The sequence below is a fragment of the Pseudoalteromonas rhizosphaerae genome, from assembly GCF_902498845.1.
Classification (GTDB): Bacteria; Pseudomonadota; Gammaproteobacteria; order Enterobacterales; family Alteromonadaceae; genus Pseudoalteromonas; species Pseudoalteromonas rhizosphaerae.
This window is the reverse complement of the sequence record NZ_CABVLM010000016.1, coordinates 83483-99359: the sequence shown is the minus strand read 5'-3', so window position 1 is coordinate 99359 and position 15877 is coordinate 83483. Positions and strand designations below refer to the sequence as shown.

Annotated in this window: 15 protein-coding genes; 9 read left to right on the top strand and 6 right to left on the bottom strand. The window is 40.6% G+C overall.

The window, feature by feature from the left end:
- Positions 1-102: 102 nt before the first annotated feature.
- Positions 103-2823 (bottom strand): insulinase family protein, encoded by a 2721-nt coding sequence (locus PSR9079_RS20230; RefSeq protein WP_149983029.1) that lies wholly within the window; start codon positions 2821-2823, stop codon positions 103-105.
- A gap of 180 nt (positions 2824-3003) precedes the next feature.
- Here PSR9079_RS20230 and sixA point away from each other — a divergent pair, with 180 nt between their 5' ends.
- The 4 genes from sixA to PSR9079_RS20210 all read left to right on the top strand — a co-directional run bounded on the left by sixA (position 3004) and on the right by PSR9079_RS20210 (position 5125).
- Complete coding sequence (gene sixA, locus PSR9079_RS20225) at positions 3004-3480, top strand: phosphohistidine phosphatase SixA (protein ID WP_179959228.1); 477 nt, start codon at positions 3004-3006, stop codon at positions 3478-3480.
- Between the two features lie 74 nt (positions 3481-3554).
- Positions 3555-3905 (top strand): RidA family protein, encoded by a 351-nt coding sequence (locus PSR9079_RS20220; protein WP_149983028.1) that lies wholly within the window; start codon positions 3555-3557, stop codon positions 3903-3905.
- Positions 3886-4359 carry an ASCH domain-containing protein gene (locus PSR9079_RS20215; RefSeq protein ID WP_149983027.1) on the top strand — a complete coding sequence of 158 codons (474 nt, stop codon included), beginning with the start codon at positions 3886-3888 and terminating at the stop codon, positions 4357-4359. Before PSR9079_RS20220 ends, PSR9079_RS20215 begins: the two co-directional genes overlap by 20 nt.
- 28 nt (positions 4360-4387) lie before the next feature.
- On the top strand, positions 4388-5125 hold the full coding sequence (locus tag PSR9079_RS20210; RefSeq protein ID WP_149983026.1) for an SDR family oxidoreductase: 738 nt from the start codon (positions 4388-4390) through the stop codon (positions 5123-5125).
- 3 nt (positions 5126-5128) lie between these two features.
- On the opposite strand, the gene PSR9079_RS20205 is transcribed toward PSR9079_RS20210, so the two are convergent.
- Together PSR9079_RS20205 and smrB are read right to left on the bottom strand one after the other, a co-directional pair.
- Positions 5129-6052: an AEC family transporter gene (locus PSR9079_RS20205; RefSeq protein ID WP_149983025.1), complete on the bottom strand. Its 924-nt coding sequence runs from the start codon at positions 6050-6052 to the stop codon at positions 5129-5131.
- A 36-nt stretch (positions 6053-6088) separates the two neighbouring features.
- Positions 6089-6646 (bottom strand): endonuclease SmrB, encoded by a 558-nt coding sequence (gene smrB, locus PSR9079_RS20200; RefSeq protein ID WP_145240381.1) that lies wholly within the window; start codon positions 6644-6646, stop codon positions 6089-6091.
- 147 nt (positions 6647-6793) lie between these two features.
- Here smrB and prmB point away from each other — a divergent pair, with 147 nt between their 5' ends.
- Both prmB and aroC read left to right on the top strand, forming a co-directional pair.
- Positions 6794-7729, top strand: a complete 936-nt coding sequence (gene prmB, locus PSR9079_RS20195; protein ID WP_145240383.1) for a 50S ribosomal protein L3 N(5)-glutamine methyltransferase — start codon at positions 6794-6796, stop codon at positions 7727-7729.
- Between the two features lie 67 nt (positions 7730-7796).
- A complete protein-coding gene (gene aroC / locus PSR9079_RS20190) occupies positions 7797-8894 on the top strand; it encodes a chorismate synthase (protein WP_149983024.1) in 1098 nt (365 codons plus the stop codon).
- 81 nt (positions 8895-8975) lie between these two features.
- Here the strand turns inward: aroC and PSR9079_RS20185 are convergent, their stop codons facing one another.
- Positions 8976-10985 carry a fused MFS/spermidine synthase gene (locus PSR9079_RS20185; RefSeq protein WP_149983023.1) on the bottom strand — a complete coding sequence of 670 codons (2010 nt, stop codon included), beginning with the start codon at positions 10983-10985 and terminating at the stop codon, positions 8976-8978.
- Positions 10986-11113: 128 nt separating this feature from the next.
- On the opposite strand from PSR9079_RS20185, the gene PSR9079_RS20180 reads away from it, so the two are divergent.
- Positions 11114-13114 (top strand): winged helix-turn-helix domain-containing protein, encoded by a 2001-nt coding sequence (locus tag PSR9079_RS20180; RefSeq protein ID WP_149983022.1) that lies wholly within the window; start codon positions 11114-11116, stop codon positions 13112-13114.
- A 17-nt stretch (positions 13115-13131) separates the two neighbouring features.
- Here PSR9079_RS20180 and PSR9079_RS20175 read toward each other — a convergent pair whose 3' ends face one another.
- Positions 13132-13977 carry a LysR family transcriptional regulator gene (locus PSR9079_RS20175; protein ID WP_149983021.1) on the bottom strand — a complete coding sequence of 282 codons (846 nt, stop codon included), beginning with the start codon at positions 13975-13977 and terminating at the stop codon, positions 13132-13134.
- Between the two features lie 109 nt (positions 13978-14086).
- Between PSR9079_RS20175 and PSR9079_RS20170 the strand changes: the two genes are divergently transcribed.
- Both PSR9079_RS20170 and PSR9079_RS20165 read left to right on the top strand, forming a co-directional pair.
- On the top strand, positions 14087-14737 hold the full coding sequence (locus PSR9079_RS20170; RefSeq protein ID WP_149983020.1) for a glutathione S-transferase family protein: 651 nt from the start codon (positions 14087-14089) through the stop codon (positions 14735-14737).
- 34 nt (positions 14738-14771) lie between these two features.
- Positions 14772-15125 (top strand): DUF4112 domain-containing protein, encoded by a 354-nt coding sequence (locus PSR9079_RS20165; RefSeq protein WP_145240395.1) that lies wholly within the window; start codon positions 14772-14774, stop codon positions 15123-15125.
- Between the two features lie 13 nt (positions 15126-15138).
- Here PSR9079_RS20165 and PSR9079_RS20160 read toward each other — a convergent pair whose 3' ends face one another.
- Positions 15139-15843 carry a 2'-5' RNA ligase family protein gene (locus PSR9079_RS20160; RefSeq protein WP_149983019.1) on the bottom strand — a complete coding sequence of 235 codons (705 nt, stop codon included), beginning with the start codon at positions 15841-15843 and terminating at the stop codon, positions 15139-15141.
- Positions 15844-15877 lie beyond the last annotated feature (34 nt).

Here is a 15877-nt window from a genome sequence, read left to right as displayed (position 1 = left end):
AATAATGAGGCGAATATGAATGTGTTGAATATTATTTTTATTATTATCATAGGGCACTTCTGTATTTTGCACTTGATAATCTAATTGAAGCACGGTGTTGTGTCAAAGAGAATGAGAAGAAATCAGCTTTTTTGTCGTTTTGTTTGTTTTAGGTACGCTTAGTAGCTCATATCTTGGTCTATGTTCTGCAAATGTCTCGCGAATATAAGTAACTATCTGCACAAGACTAAGGTTTTCCAATGCTTCTAACAATTTTTGTTGCATATGAAAGTGATGATCTTGATTACCAATGGCAAGCCACAAGCGTTGTGAACGCAGCCGGAGGTTTTTATCTTTTTCGGCGATGTGGGTGGTTAAGCCATGTTTTTGTTGCTGCCATTGCTCTTCATTTAATTGCTCTAATGAAGCAAGGAATTGCTCAATAAACGCATTATGACGCTCAAAAATCGCGCTTGCACTGTAGTTAGGTGACTGCACGTAGAAGGCGATGCCCGCACGAGTATTAAAGGGCGCATAACCTGCGCCCACAAGGTAGCCTAACTGTTGTTTGGTACGAAGTTCATTAAAGTAATCTTGATTAATAAGATGGTTTAGCGCCATCATTTTTACTTTTTCAACAACGTCATCGGTTTGTGCTTGGTAATAAATAACCATCGCATGATCGCTACAATTTAGGGTCAGTTGCGAGCGGGTTATTTTGTCTATTTCAAATAACGGACGGGTTAGATCTTCAATCGTTGCTGATTTAGCTAAGTGGTGAGCAATCTTTTTTTGAAACTCAATTGCATCACTTTCTCGCCAATTACCGTGCAAAAATGACTCTACATGCAAGGCATTAAAAAACTCGCGGCGAAAACAATTAAACTGATGAAAGCTGGTATCTTTAAGTGCCACAGCAAGCTGCTCTGGTTCTGGATTCCACGGCATTATTTTTGCACCCAGCACGCTAAATAATTCACCAACGGGTTTATTTTGATTGCTGTTACGCCAATGGCGGACTAACTGTTTTTTATACTCGGCAAAACGTTTAGCGCAAATATCGACGTTAAATAACGCTTGGAGTAATTCATCAACTAATTCTAATTGGCTCGATGAGAGTCCCGCAGTGTGCAGGGTTAAGCCACCTTGATGTGAGGTTAAGTGATAACTTAAACCAGCTAACTCTGCTGGGTAAAATTGTTCTGCAACACTATCCATAAATAAGTCTGCAAATAGACGAGTAAGTGCCATGTGTTTGATATCTTTAACAGCAAAGTCAGAATCCATCGCCAAATAAAAGTGCCCCTTGGCAACTCGAAAAGTGTTGTCTTGTTTAAACCAAAAATCAAAGCCAGGTTCTTTTACTAATAATTGTGGGTGATTTTGTGGCTGCTCAACGTCATACAATGACACTTCTTTGGTTAGATAAGGGTTTGCTGTAGGTAATAGCATTTCTGGTAGTGGAGTATTAATTTCGCACAGCGCTTCCAGCCAACAGCTAGAAATACTTTCGATCCGATAGGGCGTGTGATACCACTGAGTGGTATGCTCAGGTTCAACATCAGGATGGATCAACACCAAGCGCATATTATGCGGCGTTAACCATTGCATTGCAGTTTCATGAGCCGTTTGATTAAAACCATCCATGAGATAGTCACCTTGCACATAATTGGCTTCATCGTAGTGTTGCATGTTGATGCTTAAATTACTGACCCAATCGATTAAGCGGGCTTTTTCTTGGTTATCAAAGGCGATTTGCAATAGATTTTTTTTATCTTGATATAAGCGCGGTAATTTATCGATGTTTTGATTAATTAAACAAATATATTCAAACACCATTTCAACGATGTCTTCATAGTATTCAATTCCTTCATCGGTCAGTGCCATGCTGATATTAAAATCTTTAAAGTTGCTACCGTTAATGCCACCTCCAGCAGAGAGGGCATTGATCCAACCTTGCGCTTTTAAAATAGAGTAAAGCGACCCTTGCCCTTCATACCCTAATAAATGCGCAATAAAACTAACGGTTTTATGGCGATAAAAATCATCAATATTAGGCATCGCAAAACTTACTATGAGTTTTTGCATATGCTTATGCGGTTCTATATGCAGTACTTTGCAAAGATCTTGCGCGCGATAAAGTGATGCCTCAATGACTGGTTTTGGTTGCTGCTGACCTTTAATATCATTAAATAATGTAGTTACCCATTGCACCATAGTGTCAATTTCTGCATCAGCGCAGACCACTAAGCTCATCCACTGGGCTTGATAATGGGTGTTAAAAAAATCTCGCAATTCTTTGCTTACACAGCCATTACGATCCGCTAAGGTTTGCTGATTACCCACTGAAAATTTAGCAAATGGATGAGCAGGATTAACGGTTTCTTTGTGTGCTTGATAGATGCGTCGGCCATCGTCTTTTATTTTTAATTTAAATTCTGCATCAATGGCATTACGTTCTTTTTCAGTTTCGCCAGGGTTGAGAGAAGGTGCAATAAAAAACCGGCTAAATTGGCTCAGTGCTTGTGCAAACTCTTGATTGTTAATATCGAAGAAATAACACGTGTGCTCGGTGCCGGTCCATGCGTTGGTGTTGCCACCGGATTGGGAAACAAAATTACCAAACCCGCCGGATTCCGGAAATTGGTCTGTGCCTAAAAAAAGCATATGCTCTAAAAAGTGTGCGAGCCCTTGTCTATCAACAGGATCGTCAAAGTGACCAGCATTCACGGCCATCGATGCAGCGGCTTTAGTTGAATCTTTATCTTGCACTAACAGGACTTTTAGACCATTGTCCAGTGTGAGGGCACGGTATGTTCTGTTATCATTGCGGCTGATATTCAAATGATGCTCCTGAAACGTTAAGTTTACTCGTTAACAACAATGATAACTTCAGGGCTGCGATTAAATTGCTTGGCGATTTTTACCTGAATATCATAAGCGAAATGTGTGACGTTGTTTTAATATAGCGGACAAACAGGCAAACTGGCTACTGTTTTATATTCTTTAATCGGTTGATTTTTTATGAAAACAATCTTAATAATGCGCCACGGCGAAGCAACACCGATGCAAGCTGACGATGCAAGTAGAAATTTGACCTCGGTTGGCCAACAACAGGCCGAAAAAATGGGTTTATGGTTGCAAGCAACGCATACCCCAACGGCATTGTTAGTAAGCCCTTACATTCGTGCTCAGCAAACAGCGGAAGGAGTAAAAAAGCATAACGCTTTTTTATTCGAAGAAACTTGCAGCGATATAATCCCTGAAGGCAATCCACAAATTGCCGCCGATTATCTAGAAACTCTCATCGCGATGCATCCACAATGCGATACCTGGTTGGTCGTAGCTCACATGCCAATAGTTAGTTATTTAGTTGACCAATTGAGTGCTGGGAATATGCCGATATTTAACACTGGAGCGGTTGCCGTATTGAGTTACGATGAAAGTCGCCATAAAAGCCAATACCTCAGTATTCATGCACCTAATAACGTAGCAGTTTAGCCTCATACCCAAACCTTGCGTTCCTTTTTAAATTTGCTAAATTAGCTACACACTAATTTAGCAAAGACAATTTTATGACAATTGAACGTATTCAAACCGCAACTCGCATGAGTCGTATCGTTAAGCACAATGGTACGGTGTACTTATGTGGCCAAGTATGTGCTGACGCAGAGCAGGGCATCACCGAACAAACGCAAACTATGCTTGATAAAGTTGAGTTACTTTTAAATGAGGCGGGAAGTTCAAAAGAGCATATGCTCAGCGCCACTATTTATGTAAAAAGCATGGATTACTTTGCCGATATGAATGCGGTTTGGGATGCGTGGGTACCAGCAGGTCATGCGCCCGCACGTGCCTGCGTGGAAGCTAAAATGGCCCGCGATGCTTTGTTAGTTGAGATTTCAGTTGTTGCTGCAATCAAGTAACCCCCAAGCAATTGAACGACTTATAAATGAATTTAATCACGCCTACAGTCGTTCAATCACAAAGCTCCCGGTTTGGTACTTTTGTGATAATCAAATTGATGCCGATGAATGTGCAGCACTGGTTTTAAAGGGCATAAAGCAAGCAACCACAACATCACTTTATTGGTTTGAGCATAGTAAAGAAGCGCTCCCCAAAGTTGGTGATTTAGCCATTTTCACTAACTGGCATGGTGAGCCTTTAGGGGTTATTGAAACAACGAGTGTCGCAATCGTGCCTTACAACGAAATAACCGCTGAATATGCGGCGTTAGAAGGTGAAGGAGATAAAAGTCTTCACTATTGGCGAAAAGTGCACTGGACGTATTATCAGCGGGAACTTGCCGAAACTAAATTTGAACGTAGTAATATGATGCCCTTAGTTTGTGAACAATTTAAATTGGTTTATGTGGCGTAATATTATTTTGTATAGATAAGGACAGACAATGAAATCTAACCCAGTAGTACTTATAACCGGAGCAAGCCGAGGAATTGGTGCTGCAACCGCAATTTATTTTGCTAGTCACGGTTATGATGTTTGTATTAATTATAAAACGGATCAACACAGCGCAGAAAAAATAGCAGAGCAAGCACGCGGCTTTGCTGTAAAAGCCGAAATAGTGCAAGCAGATGTGTCTGATGAAACGCAAGTGCTGACCCTGTTTACAAAAGTAGATGAGTTATTTGGCAAATTAGATGTGCTTATAAATAATGCGGGTATTTTGAAACCGCAAATGCCATTACTTGAGATGGGAGCCTCGCGTATAAATGAAGTGCTAACCACCAATGTAACAAGCGCTTTTTTATGTGCCCGAGAAGCGATTAAGCGAATGCCCAGTGGCGGCAGTATCGTTAATGTATCATCGGCAGCGGCTAAAACCGGTTCACCAAATGAATATATTGATTATGCCGCATCTAAAGGAGCAATGGACACGTTAACCATTGGTTTAGCCAAAGAAGTAGCCAAGTTAGGTATTCGTGTTAACTCAGTGCGCCCAGGGTTAATCTACACCGATATGCACCGCGACGGTGGTGAAGTAAATCGGGTGGAGCGTCTTAAAGACAAGCTGCCATTGGGCCGAGGTGGACAACCTGAGGAAGTTGCCGCTGCAATTTACTTTTTAGCCTCTGAGCAGGCATCGTTTACCACAGGTAGCTTTGTTGATGTAGCTGGCGGTTTGTAAAGGTTAAAGCAATACCGATAACCAAAAACTAAAGCTAATCACACTTAAAACCGTTGACAGTACAACTGCACTGGCTAATGTCACCTGATGTTGACCTATTTGACTGGCAATAAGGTAAGCATTTACACCAACAGGAGAGGCGCTTAATAGCACTAACACGTTCAAAATCTCTCTATCTAATTCAAATGCGTATGCACCGATTAAAAATACCCCAGCAGGAAGTAAAAAAATCTTCATTAACGAGGCGATTAATGCGGGTTGCCAGTTAGCTGCAATTTTGTAAAACGCTAAGTTGGCGCCTAATACAAATAACGCGCAGGCAATGGCGGGGGTCGCTAAAAGCTCTAAACTCTTTGCTAGGTTATCAAACAAAACAATGCCGCTGACATTTAATATTAGTCCGCAGCCGATGCTCAATACAATCGGATTCAGTACCATGCTCTTAGCAAAACTTGACCATGAAAATGCATGTTCGCTGCCCTTTGCGCCGATTAAATAGGTGAGTGCAAACAGCAATGTGCTATGAAAGGTAATGATCATAAAAGCGATGGCGATCATTTCTTTGCCAAGGGATGCGATGATGATAGGAATGCCCACCAACACCATGTTTGAGTAACTCGACGCTAAGCCAAATACACTGTGTTGTTGATAATTTTTTTGCTTAGCTAAATAACAGCGGTCAACCAAAATACCTAAGGCAAATACGCTCAGTACAGGAATATAAAAACTCAGAAAGGCCGATAAACTAATACTTTGCTGTAAATCGATTTGCGACATATTTAAAAATAAAAATGCCGGCAGGCTAATGTAAAAAGTAAACTTACTTAGCCCTGCAATGTGTTGCTGTTCAAAAAACTTTAATTTACAACAACTAAAACCAAGCGCAACAATGAAAATCAGCGGAAAGATGATAGAGAAAATATGCACTGCACTGTTGCCTTGAAATAGGGATAACGTTAACGCTTAGCGTCTAAATTCATCACTTTGTGGTAAGTTTATTAAAATAAGTACTGCACCTTTACCACCGTATTCAAGTGGCGCTTGGTGTATTGCTATGACATCTGGATGCTGTACTAAATATTGCGGCACTTTGTGTCTGAGTATATGTCCACCAATACCATGTACTACACACGCACAGTAGTAGTGCTTCTTTTTGCACTCATGGATCAGTCCTGCGAGTTCATCTTTTGCCAACTCCTTATTTAAACCATGTAAATCAAGGGTTAAATCAGGTACAAAGTCACCTCGGCGTAACTGCTTTGCTAAAAAACGATCTTGACCGTCTTGCACATAATTAACCGTTCCGTTGGTATCAATATCTGGCACATATTCATCAGAAAAGAAAAATTCTGCCTGATGTTGCTTTTTTTGCTGGGCAAACAGCTTAGCTTGTGAGATTTTAGGTTTGTTAGCAAAGCGATGCGTGTCTTGTTTAAATACACGGGCACCATTAATACTTTGACGAAACATATCGATGTCGTCAGGGCTAATATCTGCGTTTGAGAGAGGATCTTTTTTCATAGCGGCAGTCTAAACAAAAAAACGCTAGAAATCGAGTGAAAACAGAGTAAAAACTGTGTAAAAAAGCGTTACAATAGGGCAATCATGGGGCCTTAATTGCGCCTCGATTGAATTGATATTTTCTAAAGCAGCAGGTAGATAACGAATATGAGCGAATTATTAATAGAAGAAGCAACCTTAGATGAAGCTGTAGCAGAACTGTCAACGTTACACGATTGGCTACGGTGGACCACGAGTCAATTTGCCAGCAGTGGTATTTTCTTTGGTCATGGAACTGATAACGCATGGGATGAAGCAGTCAACTTGTTACTGCCCGCGTTAAGCTTACCCATTGATGCACCAAAAGAATTAATGCATGCACGGTTAACTAGCACCGAAAAAAACCGCCTTGCGGGATTAATTGCAGAACGTATAAATGATTTCACGCCAGTACCTTATCTGACTAATATTGCATGGTTTGCTAATATGCCATTTTATGTCGATGAGCGCGTATTGATCCCACGTTCACCTTTTGCAGAGTTAATACATAATCGCTTTTCACCTTGGCTAGCTGAGCCTGAATCGGTAAATCGTATTTTAGATTTATGTACCGGTTCTGGTTGTATCGCGATTGCATTAGCACAAACTTTTGCAGAAGCGCAGGTTGATGCCGTTGATATTTCTTATGAAGCACTCGAAGTTGCTGATATCAATATCACTGATTATCAGTTAAGTGACCGTGTATTACCTATTCAATCCGACGTATTCAGCGGTGTACCAGGGCAGAAATATGACCTGATCGTGGCAAACCCTCCGTATGTAGACGCCGAAGATATGGCTGATTTACCGCGTGAGTTCCACCATGAGCCAGAGCTTGGCTTGGCATCAGGTCATGATGGTCTTGATGTAACCCGTACTATTTTGAGTGAAGCGGCCGATCATCTAACTGATAACGGTTTGTTATTTGTCGAAGTTGGTAATTCTATGGTACACATGGATGCCCTTTATCCAAATGCGCCTTTTGAATGGGTTGAGTTTGAGCAAGGTGGATTTGGCGTATTTGTGATCAGCAAAAAACAACTCGTTGCATATTTCGCAGACTGATCACCACAAAAATCAAAGCCGAGCCTCAGGCTCGGTACTTAGTAGTCATTAGGAATGAGGAAAGTTAATGGCAGGTAATAGCATAGGGCAGTTATTTAAAGTGTCCACCTTTGGCGAAAGCCACGGCGTCGCCTTAGGCGGTGTTGTGGATGGCACGCCCGCAGGTCTTGAAATCACTGAGGCAGATTTACAAATCGATTTAGATCGTCGTAAGCCAGGGCAAAGCCGTTACACTACGCAGCGCCGTGAGAGCGATCAAATTAAAATTTTAGCGGGTGTTTTTGAAGGTAAAACCACCGGCACCAGTATTGGTTTATTAATTGAAAATACCGACCAACGCTCACAAGATTATGGCAAAATTAAAGACGTATTTCGCCCAGGTCATGGTGACTACACGTACTGGCATAAATACGGCCTACGCGATTATCGCGGTGGTGGCCGTTCATCTGCTCGCGAAACCGCTATTCGTGTTGCCGCAGGTGCGATTGCTAAAAAGTATTTAAAGCAATTTCATGGTATTGAAGTACGTGCGTGTCTGAGTCAATTAGGGCCAATTAAAGCTGAAAATTACGATTGGGATGAAGTTGAAAATAATCTTTTCTTTTTCCCAGATGCAAGCAAGTTAGACGCGCTTGACGACTATATGCGCGACCTTAAAAAACAAGGTGACTCAGTCGGCGCGAAAGTAAAAGTAGTGGCTAAGAATGTACCTGTTGGTTTAGGTGAGCCGGTATTTGACCGCCTTGATGCAGAACTTGCACATTCACTAATGAGTATTAACGCAGTAAAAGGCGTTGAAATTGGCGACGGCTTTGATGTGGTTGAGCAAAAAGGGTCAGAGCATCGTGATGAGTTAACGCCAGCAGGCTTTACCTCAAATCATGCCGGTGGGGTGCTTGCAGGTATCTCTACAGGGCAAGATATAATCGCGTCAATTGCACTCAAACCGACATCGAGTATTACCATCCCTGGCAACAGTATTAACACGAGTAATGAATCGGTTGAGATGATCACCAAAGGCCGTCACGATCCATGTGTTGGCATTCGTGCAATCCCGATTGCCGAGGCGATGATGGCCATTACTTTAATGGATCATTTACTACGTCAACGCGGTCAAAACCCGCATGTTCATCATGAGCATGGGCCAATAAATGGCTCTGTTTAGGGTTTAGTTAAAAGTATTTATAATTATTTAAAAGCGCGATGTTAATCGCGCTTTTTTGTTGTGGTTATTTTAAGATAGACATCAAAGTTTCAGGAGCGGGATCAGGCTGTGCTTTTGATCTGTCCATTGCGCCAAATGTACTGTTGAATAAGGTGTTATCGGTGATAAGTCTGTCATGGCTATCGAATTTAAAAATGCTTGGTTATTCGTCATTACGACCCATTGTGAGCCTAACTGCGTACCGCTATAGTTAAATTTGATCAGAGATTTATCGAAGCGCTTACTGTGAGCTTGGAGCACTGGCATCAAATCAATATGATTATTGGATATATGGATAATTAATAAGCCGCCTTTTGTTAGTCGCTGCCAATATAACTGAAAAGCTTCTTCAGTCAGTAAATGGGTAGGAATAACATCACTTGAAAAAGCATCAATAATTAACGCATTCATTAACGGTGCATTATTTTTTTGCTCTTCAGTTAAGGTGATTCTGCCATCGCCAATAGCCACATCAATGCGTGCAGGACTATCTGTTAAATATGAAAAATAATTCATGGCCATGTTATAAACCGCAGGGTTAAGTTCATAAAAGCGGATTTTATCGAACTTATCGCCAAACTTTGCTAAAACTCCAGCACCTAAACCAATAATACCTATATTTAAATCTTGTTGCTTTTTTAATGCTGACAATGATTTAGCGATACCAGTATGGTGATGGTAATAGCTGTTTGTGAGTTCAGTTTGTTTATTAAGTGGCTGTGAGCCATGAATCGTTGTGCCATCGATTAGGCGTCGTTCAGCAAGATCAGACGTTGTAATGTCTTTGACAGTGACATAACCGTAAAAATTTCTCTCAGACGCTAAGTTGTATTGATTAAAATTAACAAAAAGATAGCTATATCCTGTGCCCCAAATAACCAGCGTAGCCAGTAAAGCTATTTTATAGCAAGAGGACGTTTTCGTCGTCTGGGTGAGTAGCGTGTATATAAATAATGAAAGCGCTACAGCTAACGCCACAATGAATTCTGTTATTTGTTCAAACAGTAGCGGTGCGACTAAGGCACTGAGTAAACTGCCGATCACTCCTCCTAAAGCGATATATAAATAAAATACAGTAAGCAGTGAGCCATCTGGCGCGAGTTTTCGAAGTTCACCATGACAGATCATACAAACAATGAATAAAATAAAGCTGTAGATCACCAGTTGAGCTAAAGCATTAAATTGGCTGCCAAGGAAAAACATCATCAGCCCTGCGAATGCGCTAAATATTAATAAGTACGTCCAATGGGCGCGATTATAGCTTTTTGCGGATGCAAACGCATAACTGAAGGTCAGCAAATATATTACCAATGGTAAAGCCCATATCAGAGGCATAGGCGGGATGTTGATGCTGATCATCTGAGTTGTCGCGATCAACATCATTGAACTGGTTGCTGAGAACGCAATCCACAGCCAATTAGGTTTGACGAGCAAAGTCGTTTTTGACTTAGTAATAGCTTTATCAGCGATACTGCCATTACTAAATAATACATAAATTAGGCACAATAACAGTATGCAGTATGCAAATAACCCCACTGTCCAATAGCTCTTTTGCTCATCGATTGAAAATAAAACTTCAAAAATAAATGGGTAACTCAGCAAAGCAAGTAGTGAACCCAGATTCGAAAGCGAATACCATTGATAAGGTACAGTCATAGCGGTCGATTCAATATACCAGCGCTGCAATAGTACGCTGGTGGCACTTAGTAACATAAAGACTAAGCCAACCTGTAAAAACAATTTAGCAATCACTGACCACGCTGGTGTTAGTGATAAAAATAGACTGACTTCAATTGTGTTAAAAGTAATGATGCTCGATACAGCCACTAACAATGTGTGTATAAATAATTGTCGTTTGAGCTGATAACGGCTTAACAAATGAGCATATAAATAGCCGAGTAACAGCATGCTTTGATAAAAAAATAGGCTGGTTGACCAAACCGAAGCGCCACCGCCAAACTCGGGTAGTAGCTCTTTAGATAAGATAGGTTGAATTTGAAAGAGTAGAAACGCGCTCACAAAAATAATGAATGTCGATAATATCCGTTGCATCTTTTTTATTACTTAGTAAATGGTGCCTAACCATTAACTGAACTAATTAATGCGGCAATGTAATAACCCTTGAGTTTATCTTAAGAAAATCTTAATCTATGATTTGTATGAATTTATTGGAGTTGTAAGTGGGTAGGTTTCGAATCGGGAATTTTGACGTCGATGTTAGCCGTGGTAAAATTTCCTCAGCTGAAGGCGTACAAATTGTCGAACCTAAGGTTATGGATGTGCTCCAATTTTTGTACTCTCATAGGGGCAATGTGGTTAGCCAGGAAGAAATTTTTGCAGCTGTGTGGCCTAATTCAGTGTTTAGCCCAAGTAATGTGCAACGCAATATTGCACTGCTTAGGAAAGCATTAAATGAAGATTCTAAAAATCCACAATTCATCATTACCCACCCGAAACGGGGTTATTGCCTTGAGCTTAACGAACAAACACGTTCTCACTGTGTAAAGTGGCCGTTGTTGGCTTTTATCGCCGTGACAATTGTATGTTTGGTTGGTGGTTGGTTCGCATTTGCAACGCAGGTTGTTAAAACTGATTTCTCTGCGTTGGTGCCTGTAACATCAAATGAAGCCAATGAATCCTCTCAATCGCAATCTAATAACGGCAATTATTTAGCATTTGTTCGCGGTGACAATGATAATCAGCATATCTGGCTAAAAGAATTAACGACAGGTAAAGAGGTACAATTATCCCAGCACCCATCGACCTACTATAGTCTAGGGTGGAGTGCGGATAATCGCGCATTGGCTTTTATAGAAAAACAAAATGATGTTAGCCAATTAGCGTATTTTAATTTAGATATGGTAACTCTAACGAGTTTAAATTACGCCATGGTACTGGAGTTTAAAGAATATTTAGTTACCAGCCAGCAATTGCAGTGGACTAATAACAATCAGATTTATTTTATTGAGCAACGAAAACATAAAAATGATACGCAGCTTTCGACCGTCAATATAGAAACTAAACAAAAACAGGTAATCAAAGCCTCAATGGGTCAAGACTGGTTAAAGTTACATGCGTTGTCGCCAGATCAAACGCAACTAGCGCTTGGTTATGAAGCAGGACAAAATAACTACCGTATTGAAATACTGAATTTAACGGATAATAGCAGTAAAACAATTGCCGTTATTGAAGATGGTATTCAGGGGCTTAGTTGGCACCCAAGTGGTGAATACTTGCTGATAAGCAGCACAAATAATCTATTACTTATTGATCGTCAGGGTAACTCAACTGATATCGCCTTTAATAATTATCAAGTTATTCGAGATGCTGCATTCACGCCATCTGGTGAGGAGATATTGATGGAGCTTGTAAATATTGATGTTGATATTTTACGGGCAACAAATACCGCTCCTCAGCAGTATGAAAAGCTTGTCGATACCTCGTCGGTTGATTTTTTACCGGTGTTCTCACCTGATTCAACTAAGTTTGTCTTTGAATCCCATCGTTTTGGTTTAAAACAGCTATTTTTATATGAGCAAGGTAAACAAACGCTGATTTTTGCAAACCCTAATAATGAAGAACTGTTTGGGGTTGTTTGGTCAAAAAATGGCGAAGAAGTGATCACCGCAAGCAAAGATAAACTGTTTCGAATTGATTTAAAAAGTGGCGATTATCAAGAAATAGCCCACCATCATCATTCGTTTTATCTCAGAGAGAAGTTTTATAATGAAGATGCGATCTTGGTTTCATATCGCGCTGACGATGGCGTTACATTTCACCCAGCAAAATTAGACATGCAAACATTAAGTTTATCGCCATTCACTGGCCAAGGAGAGCGGCTGGCTTGTTATGCAATGGCTTTAGACAAACACGATCAGATTTATTTTTCAAATAACAAACAGGTATTTCGACTCGATCAAGATGGCAATTTTGCTCAAGTATGGCACGCAGATGATAGTGATATTATTGGTCTGGCGGTCGATGAGCAAACGTTGAGTATTACCTTAGAGCAAGAAGATGGTTATGAGCTTAATATGCTTGATTTACAAAGCGCTCACTCAGAAATACGCCATATTGCGAACGAGAAAGGCAATATGTTAATTAATGCTTCACACGATAATACGCAACTTTTATATCTTACTGAGCCAAAGCGAAAACGCACCTTAGTAAGGCTGCGATAGTCTTTAAAACCCAAGATTCACAAGGTAAGTGCATAGTCTGCTGCTATTAGCTTTACTAACTCTCGTTTTATCGGGTTATGAGCGTGGTTAGCGTGTAATAGCACGATATCAATAACGGGCAAGGGCGGCAGAGTTGAGTCAGTAACCGTCACCAGCTCCTGAGTGTTACTTACCTCAGCCATCACACCAACGGCTAGATTGGCTTTTACTAATGCTGTGAGCGCACTGAGCGAGCCGCAGCAAGCAACAATGTTAAATGGGCGTTCAGCCTTTAGTAACCCTTCAATAGCCGCTTGATGAAATTTACAATCTCGTTGAAATATTGCAACCGGCAGGGTCATAGCGGATTGATAGTTAAATTCGGCACTTTTAACCCACACACCTTTGCTTGATTGTAAAAAATAACCTTCTTCAGAGCTGGGCGAGCGCGTCGCAATCACCATGTCTAGCAAGCCTTGATCTAGCTGTGTTTTGAGCTGGTTGGTCGGCGCGCAACTGATTTGTAAATCAAGTTGCGGTATATGTTTATGTAATAAAGCCACAACTTTAGGTAATACTGTGCCTGCATAATCGTCAGGACATGCTAAGCGCACGCGAGTTTGCCCACCACCGGTTTTAAGTTGTTTATAGGCTTCATCATGCAGTGCTAATAATTGTTTTGCGTAGCTGGCTAAGTGAACGCCACTTGACGATAGTACAAGCTGCCTGCCTTGTTTGATAAATAATGGATTACCCAGCTCTTGTTCGAGCTTTTTCATTTGCATGCTCACTGCCGATTGGGTGCGGTATACTTGTTGAGCAGCGCGAGTAAAGCTGCCCGTTTCAACAAAAGCGCAAAAAGTACGTAGGGCGTCTAAATCCATATTTAACTCATCTATCAATTTTATTTATGTATTGTATAAAAACTATTGGTAAGTAATTAATTTACTACTGCTCTATATTAGGGATATTAAACACTACTAAGGAACGCAAATGCAATTATTTATCGGTAATAAAAACTATTCGACATGGTCGCTTAGAGCATGGTATTTAATGAGTAAATTCAATGTTATTTTTACTGAGAAACAACTCGTATTAGACACCCCTGAGTTTTATGAAACGCTTAAAAACAGTTTTGCAGTACAGAAAGTACCCGCCTTAGTCGATGGCGACTTGCAGGTATGGGATTCATTGGCAATTTGTGAATACATCAATGATGCTTATTTATCAAATACAGCTTGGCCTATTGATATTGCGCAGCGAGCGACAGCCCGCAGTTTAAGCGCTGAAATGCATACCGGCTTTATGGCGCTGCGTAATGAAATGCCAATGAATATTCGTGCAACTCGCCTAATTGAGTTATCTGCGGCGGCTAAAAAAGACATTAGCCGCATTGATGAAATATTCAGCCAGCAACAACGTAGTTACCCAAATGCGTGGTTGTTTGGTGAGTTTAGTATCGCAGATGCTATGTATGCGCCTGTAGTACTTAGGTTAAAAACCTACCAAATTTCACTTTCAGCTTTGGCGGAGCATTATTGTCAGCATGTTTTAAGTTGCCCTACATTACAACAGTGGATCACCGAAGCGCTAAAAGAAACTGATATTGTTGCTTGCGATGAAGCAGGGGTTGATGTTACTTAAAGTAACTTGCCATGCGATAAGGTTATGAGGACGTATGGAACAGATTAAGCTATCACACCAAGATACATTAAAGCGGCTAGAAAGGTTTAGTCGCTTTACCGACAGCAGTATTGGCATTCCTTTTACTCGGTTTAAGTTTGGCGTAGAGGCACTGATCGGTATTCTGCCTGGTATTGGAGATCTAGCTGGGCTAATTTTATCTAGCTATATTCTATTTGAAGCCCAGCGTCTAGGAGTTAGTAAGCGTATAAAATTACGTATCGTAATAAATATGTTGATTGATTTTTTTGGTGGCCTAATTCCGCTTGTCGGTGATATTTTTGACGCTTACTTTAAAGCAAATACCCGCAATACCCGTCTACTGAAACGCTACTTAGTAAAACAATAACGATAAAAATAAGTTAGTTTTTATCGTTATTAAAAAAGTATTCTGCGATCACTTGTTTCTGTTGGCCAAACGGGTCTGAAATGCCAATCCCAATGCCGATTATTTTACCCTGCGCTTCAGGCGGGTGGGCTTGCATTTGTTTATTTAAAATAACGAGCTTAGGGCTTTTCTCGTTAGCTAATAATGTTAAATGCGGCTGAAAGTTCTGAAATACATTGGGGCTACCATAGCGCTCAAAGGCCGTTAATTTGTTGGGGTAGTTTTTAACCCAGCTAGGTATGACTGCGTTTGTATCACGTAATGGCTCAAGAGCCAGTGTTACTTCGTCCGATAGCCTTTGCAGCTTAGGCGAATACTGTAAGTTAATAAATGCCCAATTACTTTGCGTGACAGTAAAGCCTTGCGCTGTTATAGCAAATTCTTGATGTTGCTCGGTGATACTTTTTACAGCACGTTTAATGTCTTCTTCTGAGCCTTCAACAAAGTCAGTTAAATACAAAGTAGCGTGCACTGGCTTGCCTTTTTCATAAAAACTCATGATCCCTTCTTTTTTTAATGCATCACTAGTTTGCTCAACTAAGTTAATGATTGATTTGGAAGGGATTGCAAACACATTGATGCTGACACTTTTTGCAAATGAGGGCAGGGGGATACTTATCAGCGTAATTAAAGTAACAACTAAAAGCTTCGGTCGTTTTATAAAAAGTAATTTGAACATGGGTTTATAATTTTATTCTTAAATTCGGATAGTA

Coding starts and splice junctions, on each gene's coding strand:
- PSR9079_RS20175 (WP_149983021.1), bottom strand. CDS start 13,977: ATGGATTTAGACGCCCTACGTACTTTTTGCGCTTTTGTTGAAACGGGC.
- smrB (WP_145240381.1), bottom strand. CDS start 6,646: ATGAAAAAAGATCCTCTCTCAAACGCAGATATTAGCCCTGACGACATC.
- PSR9079_RS20210 (WP_149983026.1), top strand. CDS start 4,388: ATGAAATCTAACCCAGTAGTACTTATAACCGGAGCAAGCCGAGGAATT.
- aroC (WP_149983024.1), top strand. CDS start 7,797: ATGGCAGGTAATAGCATAGGGCAGTTATTTAAAGTGTCCACCTTTGGC.
- PSR9079_RS20160 (WP_149983019.1), bottom strand. CDS start 15,843: ATGTTCAAATTACTTTTTATAAAACGACCGAAGCTTTTAGTTGTTACT.
- PSR9079_RS20220 (WP_149983028.1), top strand. CDS start 3,555: ATGACAATTGAACGTATTCAAACCGCAACTCGCATGAGTCGTATCGTT.
- PSR9079_RS20165 (WP_145240395.1), top strand. CDS start 14,772: ATGGAACAGATTAAGCTATCACACCAAGATACATTAAAGCGGCTAGAA.
- prmB (WP_145240383.1), top strand. CDS start 6,794: ATGAGCGAATTATTAATAGAAGAAGCAACCTTAGATGAAGCTGTAGCA.
- PSR9079_RS20185 (WP_149983023.1), bottom strand. CDS start 10,985: ATGCAACGGATATTATCGACATTCATTATTTTTGTGAGCGCGTTTCTA.
- sixA (WP_179959228.1), top strand. CDS start 3,004: ATGAAAACAATCTTAATAATGCGCCACGGCGAAGCAACACCGATGCAA.
- PSR9079_RS20170 (WP_149983020.1), top strand. CDS start 14,087: ATGCAATTATTTATCGGTAATAAAAACTATTCGACATGGTCGCTTAGA.